The 10386-nt window shown below is 53.0% G+C and carries 8 protein-coding genes; 4 read left to right on the forward strand and 4 right to left on the reverse strand.

Annotation, left to right across the window (positions count from 1 at the left end; all coding sequences use genetic code 11):
* Positions 1–256: 256 nt before the first annotated feature.
* Positions 257–2905 carry a type I DNA topoisomerase gene (gene topA, locus ACYVG7_RS11915; RefSeq protein WP_460883324.1) on the reverse strand — a complete coding sequence of 883 codons (2649 nt, stop codon included), beginning with the start codon at positions 2903–2905 and terminating at the stop codon, positions 257–259.
* Positions 2906–3113: 208 nt separating this feature from the next.
* Entirely contained in the window at positions 3114–4130 is a 1017-nt protein-coding gene (gene sohB, locus ACYVG7_RS11920) for a protease SohB (RefSeq protein WP_460883325.1), read from the reverse strand.
* A 172-nt stretch (positions 4131–4302) separates the two neighbouring features.
* On the opposite strand from sohB, the gene ACYVG7_RS11925 reads away from it, so the two are divergent.
* Positions 4303–5055: a YciK family oxidoreductase gene (locus ACYVG7_RS11925; protein ID WP_460883326.1), complete on the forward strand. Its 753-nt coding sequence runs from the start codon at positions 4303–4305 to the stop codon at positions 5053–5055.
* An 80-nt stretch (positions 5056–5135) separates the two neighbouring features.
* A complete protein-coding gene (locus ACYVG7_RS11930) occupies positions 5136–6101 on the forward strand; it encodes a LysR family transcriptional regulator (RefSeq protein WP_460883327.1) in 966 nt (321 codons plus the stop codon).
* Here the strand turns inward: ACYVG7_RS11930 and ACYVG7_RS11935 are convergent.
* On the reverse strand, positions 6072–7250 hold the full coding sequence (locus tag ACYVG7_RS11935) for a sugar efflux transporter (RefSeq protein ID WP_460883328.1): 1179 nt from the start codon (positions 7248–7250) through the stop codon (positions 6072–6074). The genes ACYVG7_RS11930 and ACYVG7_RS11935 overlap by 30 nt on opposite strands.
* Positions 7251–7365: 115 nt before the next feature.
* Between ACYVG7_RS11935 and ACYVG7_RS11940 the strand changes: the two genes are divergently transcribed.
* Both ACYVG7_RS11940 and ACYVG7_RS11945 read left to right on the forward strand, forming a co-directional pair.
* A complete protein-coding gene (locus ACYVG7_RS11940) occupies positions 7366–8511 on the forward strand; it encodes a MalY/PatB family protein (protein WP_460883329.1) in 1146 nt (381 codons plus the stop codon).
* 178 nt (positions 8512–8689) lie between these two features.
* Positions 8690–9673, forward strand: a complete 984-nt coding sequence (locus tag ACYVG7_RS11945) for a TAXI family TRAP transporter solute-binding subunit (RefSeq protein ID WP_460883330.1) — start codon at positions 8690–8692, stop codon at positions 9671–9673.
* Positions 9674–9748: 75 nt separating this feature from the next.
* Here ACYVG7_RS11945 and ppnP read toward each other — a convergent pair whose 3' ends face one another.
* Positions 9749–10030 (reverse strand): pyrimidine/purine nucleoside phosphorylase, encoded by a 282-nt coding sequence (ppnP, locus tag ACYVG7_RS11950; RefSeq protein WP_460883331.1) that lies wholly within the window; start codon positions 10028–10030, stop codon positions 9749–9751.
* Between the last annotated feature and the right edge of the window lie 356 nt (positions 10031–10386).

The raw sequence follows: 10386 nt of genomic DNA on the forward strand, positions 1-10386 counted from the left end.
CGGAGAAGAATTGGGTAAATGCCGCTTGATGGTTCATGACGAAACTCCCGTAAAAGAGAGTATAAGATCACACCCCGTTCGGTCGGTCAAATCCTCATGCCCTGCTTAAAAAACGTTCGCGATCTTGCCCTGCCAATCAATCGAATCAATTAGAATGTCTCTATTAATTAATATACTGTTTCAATAAACCAAAAAACAAGGGAGGCACAGTGCGCCTCCCTTGTTTTAACCTCGTCATATTAAACATTATGACGATTTATTTTTTATCATCCGTTTTTTTGCTGCCTTTGGCTTCAGCCACCGTCCAGCGACCGGCGGAATAAAACGCAGTCCAACCTGTCGCCTTGCCATTCACCTCGGTCATCACATATTGCTCCTTGGTTTTCCGGCTAAAGCGAACAATCGCCGGATTACCATCCGGATCCGCCACCGGAGCATCGGCCAAATATTGATGCTTGGGCGCCAGACGATCCTTGAAACGCTTCAACTCTGAAACCAAGGGTGCCCGGGTTTCACGAGACTTCGGGAAGTTACTGGCGGCGAGGAACAAGCCAGCAGCCCCATCCCGCAGCACAAAATGCGCATCGGATTGCGTGCACTTGAGCTCCGGCAAGGGAACTGGATCCTCCTTGGGCGGAGCTATATCGCCGTTGCGCAAGATCTTACGGGTATTCTTGCAACTCTCGTTGCTGCAGGCCATGAACTTGCCAAAGCGCCCGGTCTTGAGCTGCATTTGCGAGCCACAGCGTTCGCAATCAATCACCGGACCTTCATAGCCTTTGAGGCGGAACTGTCCTTGCTCAATCACATAGCCATCGCAATCCGGATTATTACCACAGACGTGCAACTTACGGGTTTCATCAATCAGATAGGAGTCCATTGCGGTGCCACAGACCGGGCAGCGACGCATGGCGCGTAACGCATTGACTTCGCCCTCATCCGAGTCAGCGGCAATAAACTCATCACCCGGCACTAGGTTGATAGTCTTCTTGCAACGCTCTTTGGGCGGCAAGGCGTAACCGGAACATCCCAAAAACACCCCGGTGGTCGCAGTGCGGATCCCCATTTTCCGGGCGCAGTCCGGACAGTCGATATCCGTCAGAATCATCTGATTGCTACGCATGCCGCCCTCGGCCGCATCGGATTCCGCTTTATCCAGGGTCGCCTTGAAGTTGCGGTAGAAGTTATCCAGCTGCACCTTCCATTCCAGCTCGCCTTCGGCAATCTCATCCAGCGAGTTTTCCATCTGAGCGGTGAAGTCATAGCTCATCAGGTTGCTAAAACTTTCCACCAGACGCTCGGTGACGATTTCGCCCATTTTTTCGGCATAGAAGCGACGATTCTCCACCTTCACATAACCACGCTCCTGAATGGTGGAGATGATGGCTGCATAGGTGGAGGGGCGACCAATACCGCGTTTTTCCAGCTCCTTGACCAGAGCCGCTTCGGTAAAGCGTGCTGGCGGCTTGGTGAAATGTTGCTTGGGATCCAGGGCGATCAGTGCCAGTTCATCACCGGCAGTAACGGCCGGCAACTCGATATCGTCCCCCTTACGTCCCATGGCAGGTTGCGCCTTGGTCCAACCGGCAAAGCGCAGGATGCGTCCTTTGGCGCGCAGCTCATAGTTGGCCGCAGCCACCGTCAGGGTGCTGGAGTCATATTGTGCTGGGGTCATCTGGCAGGCGACAAACTGACGCCAGATCAGGTCATACAGGCGGACCGCATCCGCTTCCATGTCCTCGATCTTCTCGGCCCGCAAACGCACGCTGGAAGGACGAATAGCTTCGTGCGCCTCCTGGGCGTTGGCCTTCGAGCCATACACTAACGGCGCCTCGGGCAAATAATCGGCACCGAACTCCTGCAGGATGTAGTCTCGAACCGATTCGACCGCTTCCTGACTCAGGTTAGTGGAGTCGGTACGCATGTAGGTGATATAACCCGCTTCGTACAGACGCTGGGCCATCATCATGGTTTTCTTAACCCCATACCCCAAACGGGTACTGGCCGCCTGTTGCAGCGTCGAGGTAATAAAGGGTGCCGACGGCTTGCTGCTGGTCGGCTTATCTTCGCGCCCGACCACATGGTAGCGAGCCGATTGCAACACGTCACAGGCGCGTTTGGCATCCGCTTCGACCACAGGGTTATAAGCGGCGCCATCGCAGCTCACCACCTGCATGCGCAGCGCATTCTTAGCTTGCGTCAACAGGTCGGCATGCACATCCCAGTACTCTTCTGGAACAAACGCCTTGATTTCGCGCTCTTTTTCGACGATGAGCCGCACCGCGACCGACTGCACTCGTCCAGCCGACAAACCGCGCGCCAGTTTTTTCCATAACAGCGGCGATACCATATAGCCGACGACCCGATCGAGGAAGCGACGCGCCTGCTGGGCATTGACGCGATCCTGATTGAGAATACCGGGTTGGGAGAAGGCTTCTTGAATCGCGCTCTTGGTAATTTCGTTGAACACCACCCGCTTGAAACGAGTCTCATCGCCGCCAATCAGTTCCCGCAGGTGCCAGGCAATGGCTTCCCCTTCGCGGTCCAAGTCGGTTGCCAGATAGATGGTGTCGGCTTTTTCGGCAAGACTCTTGAGTTCATTCACCACCTTCTCTTTACCCGGCAGCACCTGGTAGCGGGCCGCCCATCCATGTTCCGGATCTATGCCCATACGGGAAACCAGAGATTGGTAGTCGCGCTCAGCTTTCTCGGCATCTGTCATGCCTTTGCTACTTTTGCGAACGACCGGTTTTTTCTCTTCTTTTTCCGTCGTACTTGCAGAACCGCTGGTTGGCAGATCACGCACATGACCGATACTCGACTTCACAATGAAGTCCTTACCCAGATATTTGTTGATAGTCTTGGCCTTGGCCGGGGACTCAACAATCACCAGTGATTTGCCCATAGACGCTTACTCTGTCCTTAATGACGCTGGCTGAAAAACAGTATGATGCCGCTCAGTCGGCGGCATCGGTTATTTATTAAAATGGAAGGCGAATCGCTCGGACGCAACCTTTTTTATTCGACAAACCGGGATGCGCTAATTTTATGTGTCGCCTGGCAAGGGAATTTCAAGCTCGCCATCTGCCCACCCAGAACCTGAACCCTAACGACTAAAACGGAAGGCGCAGACGCTGCAGCACCCCTATCACCGCCTGCTCCAGCACGGTTGCAGTCTGTTGGCCAAAACGCTCGCCAAGTCCTTTATGGATCTTGTAGTGCACTTTAACCACTTGTTTTTTCTCATAATGGTCGACCAGATAATCATCACTGGTACGCAGTTCATCGACCAGATTCAACTTCAACGCTTCAGTGGCTAACCAATGCTCGCCGGTCGCCACCTGATCCAGTTCGATACGGGGGCGATTTTTAGCCACAAACTGGCGGAATTGTTGATGAACAGATTCCAGCTCCTCACGAAACTTTTGCCGCCCCTGCTCATCATTTTCACCAAACAGAGTCAGAGTCCGTTTGTATTGTCCCGCGGTATGTTGCTCATAATCGATATCATGCTTTTGCAACAGACGGTGAAAATTGGGCAATTGCGCCACCACACCAATCGAGCCCACGATAGCAAACGGAGCCGCAATAATATGTTGTGCCACGCAGGCCATCATATAACCGCCGCTGGCCGCCACCTTGTCGATCGCTACAGTCAGATGCAAGCCATGATCCCGCAGGCGTTGTAACTGGGAAGCACAGAGTCCATAGCCGTGCACCACGCCACCACCCGACTCGACGCGGACCAGAACCTGATCCTGACCCTCGGCCAGCGCCAGCACGGCGGTGACCTCCTCACGCAGATTGGCAACCTCCTTGGCCTCCATTCCACCCTTGAAATCGATGACGAATAATCTCGGCTTAACCTCGGCTGCTTGTTTCTTCGCCGCCTTGAGCTGTTTTTTACGCTGTTTGTTGTGCGCTTTGGCCTGGTCGTCATTCAACAAGGCCAACTGCAAATGTTCCCGGGTCTGCTGATACTCTTCGGATAAATCCTGTAACTCGAGCTGTCCCTTGCGCGCTTTTTGCCGCGCCGCCATGGTCATGACAAACGCCAGCAGGGCGCCAATCGCCACAATTAGGATCAAGCTCTTGGCCGTAAACAGCAGAAAACCGTAGAAATAGTCCAAATTTGACTCCAGGATGACGGGAAACCGGCCCATTCTACGAACTTTTTGCCACTTGGCAAAATTCGTTGCCATATCTCGTGAATTTTCCAGTCGAATTCACGGGAATCTCTGGCGACCGATACGGCAAACTGTTTACACTTGAGCGTCAAAATCAGGAGGAGTCGTTGCTAACATGTTGAACTATCAAGCAGATCCTGAGTTGTTACGCAATAAAGTCATTCTGGTGACCGGCGCCAGTGACGGTATTGGTAAAGAAGCCGCCTGGACCTATGCGCGCCATGGCGCTCTTCTGGTATTGCTGGGCAGGAGTCAGAATAAACTCGATCGGCTCGCTGCTATGATTCAACACGAGACCGGTGTCTCACCGGTGGTCTATGCACTGGATTTCCTCACCGCGAGCCCACAGGAGTATCATCAGCTGGCAGAACAATTATCCAGCACCTTTCATCGATTGGATGGCCTGCTGCTGAACGCCGGTATTCTCGGTACCCTAGGTCCTATCGAGCAGGCAGATCCTGCTGAGTGGCAACAGGTACAGCAGGTCAATGTGACCTCAACCCTACTGCTGATCCAGGCGCTGTTACCTCTGCTGCGGCGCAGTCCCGCGGCCGCCATACTCTTTACTTCATCCGGTGTAGGTCGGCGCGGCAGAGCAAACTGGGGCGCTTATGCCGTATCCAAGTTTGCAACCGAAGGATTGATGCAGGTGTTAGCCGATGAATTGGCCACGACTCATATCCGGGTCAATGCGATCAATCCTGGTGCCACACGTACCGCCATGCGTGCCAAAGCGCGTCCGGATGAGGATCCGGGCTGTTTGCCCACTCCGGCGGCTCTGATGCCCGTCTATCTTTATCTGATGGGTAACGATGGCCGAAGCGTGCATGGTCAGAGTGTGGATGCACAACCGCCGCGAAACGGGTAACTTATTATCTGCAGCGCCCAGAGTTCTCTAGACTAGTAATGGAACACCGCTGTTCCGTTTGACATGGAATCCCACGCATTATGTTTCGACCCAAGAGCACACTTGAGCAATGGCGAATTTTCCAGGCAGTTGTCGAATTTGGCGGTTATGCACAGGCCGCCGAAAAGCTCAATAAAAGCCAGTCATCGCTGAACCATGCGGTTGCTAAATTGCAGCAGACTCTGGGGGTCGCATTGCTGGAAGTGCGTGGTCGCAAAGCCTTCTTGACCGAAGAAGGTGAGGTATTCTTGCGCCGGGCAAAACAGCTGACCCAGCAAATGGAAGAGCTGGAGTTGCTGGCGTTCAACATTCACCAAGGCTGGGAAGCCGAGATCCGGCTCGCCGTCGAACTAGTCCACCCCCGCCCGCTGATCAATCGGGCTCTACAACTCTATTATCCCAAGTCGCGTGGCACCCAACTGCAGTTGATGGATACCGTCCTCACCGGCTCCCAGGACGCCATTTTAGAGCAACAAGCCGATTTGGTGATTACAGGCCATGTCCCTAAGGGTTTCCTCGGCGAACCCCTGGCCGAAATCACCCTGTTACCCGTCTGTCATCCCCTGCATCCGCTGGCCAGAATTACCACCGGCCTGGCGCAGGCGGATCTGAGCCAGGAATTACAGATCGTCATCAAGGATACCGGTAAAAATCCGCAGGAATTGACCGGCTGGCTCAAGGCGGAACAACGCTGGACCGTGAATAACTTCCATGAGGCGATTGGCATTTTGCTGTCCGGGCTCGGCTTTGCCTGGCTGCCCATCCATTTAGTTGAACCCTTGCTGCAACAAAACCGCCTGCACCGAATTCAACTTCGGGAAAGTAGTGCGCGAAAGTTTTTTACCCATCTGGTCGTGCCGAATCCCGAACGACTTGGTCCGAGTGCATCGCGACTACTGGAGTGTCTACGCACCAGCCACAAGCTGCAACAGCCCGAATTGGCGACCCGATCCAGCATTGAACTACCCCAGGTCGAATTATCGGACAGCTCGCACACGCCAGAGTAGGGCCATCGCCAACGCCGTCACAGCGATGGCTAGGACAAACACGCCAAAATAACTCCAATACTCCGCAATCAGACCGGCCAACAAGCCCGCGACAATAGCGCCGGAGCGGATGCTGTTGGTGAACAGCGTGGTCGCCTGACCCAACTGGCCCGGCATCAGATCCTGGAAGTAAATCATCCCCAGTCCCGCCAAAATGCCAATGAACAACGCATTAGCAACTTGCAGCACTAACAAGGCCTGCGGTGAGCTGAAACTGGACATCCCGACGTAAAAACAGCAACCGGCCAATGCCGCCAATAACAACATAGGTTTCTTACCCCAGCGGGCACTGAGATAGCCAGCTACCAGCATGATCGGGATCTCCAGTGCGGCAGCAGTCCCCATCATCCAACCGGCAAGTCCCTGAGAGAGATGTAATTCCCGGGAGACATAAAGCGGCATATTGATGAGGTACATGCTGTTGCACATCCACAGCAGTGTGGAGGCAAAAAATAACCAGCGGACATCCCGACTGTGACGAAATCCTGCCAGCTCAACACGGGAGCCGGCCATCGGCAATGGGCTATTCGGTAGCCCCCACCACACCAGCACCACACTACACAGATAGACTCCGGCCCCGAGTAAGAACAACCAGGTAAAACCCGCGTGGATCGAAACCGCAAAGGCCACCGGCGGACCCAGCACCCAGGCTAGAGAGAACTGGGCCCGCATCAGCGAAGTAAACATGACACTTCGCTCACCACGCGCATCACTGTGCTCACGAGCCAGTGCAAATAATTGCGGCGATGCGGTGGCGCCGATGCTCAGCAACACAATCCCCAAGCTCACCAGTACCCAGTAATTACGGCTCAATGCGAACACTAGGCACGCCAGGATCCCGAACGAGAGACAAAACTGGATCAGTTTTTTCCGGCCGCCCTGGCGATCCGAATAACGCGCCAGCGAGTGACTGAGCAGGATCCCGGCCAATGCATTGCAGGTGTAAAAGCAGCCAACCGCAAATGGACTAGCGCCGACTTGCTCGGTCAAGAACAAACTCATGGTCGGCACGAAAAGGGCGGCTCCCGTTCCCGACAAGAAGGTAACCGCCATAAAGACCAGCAGTGTCCGGTTGAAATGCAGGCCCCAGCAGTTACTGATGCGCGACATATAATCTCCGATAATAGTCCTGACGCCTGACCTCGCATGGAATTCACCACACCATGGGTTGCCGTCGTTCAGAATTCTTTTTACAGTGTCACTTTCCCCTGCTAGTGAGAGTGACATGTTTGATTTCGATGGAGTGATTGATCGCCGCGGCACACAAAGCCTGAAGTGGGATAAATATGGCGATAAAGACATTCTACCACTATGGGTTGCAGATACCGACTTCCAAGCTGCCCCCGCTATTCTTGAAGCCTTACATCAGCGGATTGATCATGGCGTATTTGGTTACAGTCGCCCCTCCCCGCGCTTGATAAAACTGATCCTGGAGCGCATGCATTCCCTATACGGTTGGCAGGTTGAGGCCGACTGGTTGTTATTCATGCCAGGTGTTGTTCCCGGACTGAATTTCGCCTGCAAAGCCTGGTGCCGACCCGAGAGCAGCATCATTAGCCCTACCCCGGTTTATTATCCGTTCCTGAATGCCCCAGGCTATAACGAACGTCGCATCAGTCATCTGCCGATGCAACTGGTGGCCGATCGTTGGTTGCCCGATTTTGAACGACTCGAGCAGTTGGCCGTCGATGCTGACTTGCTGTTGCTGTGCAACCCCCATAACCCGGGCGGTACTGTATTTACCCGTGCCGAGCTAGAGCGAATCGCAGACATTGCCGAGCGACACGAGGTGACCGTTTGTTCCGACGAAATCCATTGCGACCTGCTTTTGGATAAAGACGCGCGCCATATTCCCTTTGCCAGCCTCTCCGCCGCGGCCGCTCAACGCAGTGCGGTACTGATGGCACCGAGTAAGACCTTTAACATTGCCGGTTTATGCTGCTCATTTGCCATCATTCCCAATCCAACCCTGCGCCATAAGTTACAACAATCGATGCGCGGCTTGATGGCTGACAACAATCTACTCGGCTTTATCGCTGCAGAAGCCGCGTATGCCGAAGGGGAAGAATGGCTGGCCGCTCAGCTGGAATATCTGCGGGATAATCGCGACCTGCTGATGCGCGAGCTAGGCTCCTTACCCGGGGTGAAAATAGCGCATATCGAAGCTACCTATCTGGCCTGGATCGATGTCTCCGGTCTCCAGTTGGCAAATCCGATTGCCAGCTTTGAAGCGGGCGGCGTCGGTCTCTCACCAGGAGCCCAGTTCGGCGATGGCAATTTTATCCGCCTCAATTTTGGTTGTTCCAGAGAGCTGCTGACCGAAGCAATACGCCGGATGAAGCGTGTTATTCTGGCACGGACCAACGACTAAACCTTCGCAGCTGAGGTTGCGGTATCTGCCGCAACCTTTACTCTTGCTCAATCAGCTGGTTATTCGTGCGTCATCTATCATTACATTGCATTAGCCCGATAACCCCGTTAAGGTTTGGCTGATTGCGCTTGCCTAACATCACTCAGTAAGTCGAAGCAGTCTCAGCTTAAGGAATGTCATGACCATGCGTAGATTTTTCTGCCGTGTACTATCCGCAGCCATTGTCGCCAGCGCGCTGCCCACAGTAGCCCTCGCCGCACCACAAGCCTCCTCGCTTATTATTGCCACCGGAAGCGTAACGGGTGTCTATTATCCAGCAGGCGGAGCTGTATGTCGGCTTATCAATAAAACAACTGGCCCATTGAAACTTCGATGTTCGGTTCAAGCAACCAGCGGCTCTATTTATAACCTGCAGGCCCTTCGGGCTCATAAAGTGAATTTAGCCGTTGTACAGTCTGACGCCCAGATGGCAGCCCTTAAAGGGCAAGGAGAATTTGTTCCGGCTGGGGCTGATAGTGAATTACGCAGCCTATTTGGTCTCTATGCTGAACCCTTAACCATAGTCGCCAGACAAGATGCCAATATCCAGCAATTAGATGACTTACCCGGCAAGCGCGTCGACATTGGCAACCCAGGCTCAGGTGATCGCAGCACCATGGATATATTGATGCGTAGCCAGGCCTGGGATCTTAAAACCTTCTCCGAAATTTCCGAGCTCAAAGGCGCCGAAAGAGCCCAAGCGCTGTGTGATAATAAGATCGATGCCTTTGTCTACGTCGTCGGTCATCCAAGTGGCACCATCAAAGAGGCAAGTAGTAGTTGCGATATCAGCCTAGTCGAAATATCGGGTGTTGGTGTTGATAAGTTATTATCTGCTCATCCGGAATACAGCAAAACGGTTATTCCAGGCCGACTCTATCGCGGCGCAGATCAGGATATTCCATCGTTTGGTGTATCAGCCACTCTGGTCACAACTAGCCAACTGCCCGAAGATATTGCCTATCAATTAGTAAAAGCTGTTTTTGATAATTTTGAGCAGTTCAAACGACTTCACCCGGCATTCTCGCAATTAAATAAACAACAAATGGTCAGCCAAGGACTTTCAGCACCATTACATCCGGGAGCCAAACGTTATTTCATCGAAGCCGGGTTGCTCAAATAACCTATTCATAATCTGGGATCCTGCGAAAATAAAAAAGCGGCACTGAGTGCCGCTTTTTATTTAAAACTGACGCTATTATTTAAACTCACACAAATAGGCAGTTTCTTCATTCACTTGCAGTTGAAATGCGCTGTTGCCTGGTACATCAAACTGTTCACCAGCACCAAACGTAACCCATTGATCCTGCTCAGGCAGCAGAACGGTCAAGGCGCCGCGGATCACAACCATCAACTCGGGCGCACCGGTATTAAAGGTATATTCACCCGGAACCATAACGCCAACCGTTGCTTTACCTGCGGTGTTGGTAAAGCCAATCGATTTTACCTGCCCTTCAAAATATTCATTCACTTTTAACATGCAGTTGCATCCTTGTTTGCATTAGGCGAGCCGGAGTGCGGGATTAAGCTCCCAGCATCCTTTAGGGAAGGCCTATTATGACAAGCTTCATACACGGATCAAAGGGGCCTGGGACTTTCATTTTTAACGACAGAAGCAATGCTCAGTCCCAAAGATGGTCTTTATGATAGAGGCGCTCCAATTATGGAGCCTTAAAAATGAATACAAAAAAGCCCCGATATTGCTATCGGGGCTTTTTGCTGACCTTGCGGTCTCATTGGGTGCCTGCAAAGTAGGCGCTGTTCCCTTTACGTGTTGTTGACTATTTTCACCCCACCCGATAACCAGGATTTTGCACTGTTGGGCTCTTGGTTGTA

The organism is Pseudaeromonas pectinilytica, assembly GCF_054780855.1.

What these genes read in the sequence shown, in the direction of transcription:
- ACYVG7_RS11930 (WP_460883327.1), top strand. Translation starts at nt 5,136, where the DNA reads ATGTTTCGACCCAAGAGCACACTTGAGCAATGGCGAATTTTCCAGGCA.
- topA (WP_460883324.1), bottom strand. Translation starts at nt 2,905, where the DNA reads ATGGGCAAATCACTGGTGATTGTTGAGTCCCCGGCCAAGGCCAAGACT.
- ppnP (WP_460883331.1), bottom strand. Translation starts at nt 10,030, where the DNA reads ATGTTAAAAGTGAATGAATATTTTGAAGGGCAGGTAAAATCGATTGGC.
- ACYVG7_RS11945 (WP_460883330.1), top strand. Translation starts at nt 8,690, where the DNA reads ATGACCATGCGTAGATTTTTCTGCCGTGTACTATCCGCAGCCATTGTC.
- ACYVG7_RS11940 (WP_460883329.1), top strand. Translation starts at nt 7,366, where the DNA reads ATGTTTGATTTCGATGGAGTGATTGATCGCCGCGGCACACAAAGCCTG.
- ACYVG7_RS11935 (WP_460883328.1), bottom strand. Translation starts at nt 7,250, where the DNA reads ATGTCGCGCATCAGTAACTGCTGGGGCCTGCATTTCAACCGGACACTG.
- ACYVG7_RS11925 (WP_460883326.1), top strand. Translation starts at nt 4,303, where the DNA reads ATGTTGAACTATCAAGCAGATCCTGAGTTGTTACGCAATAAAGTCATT.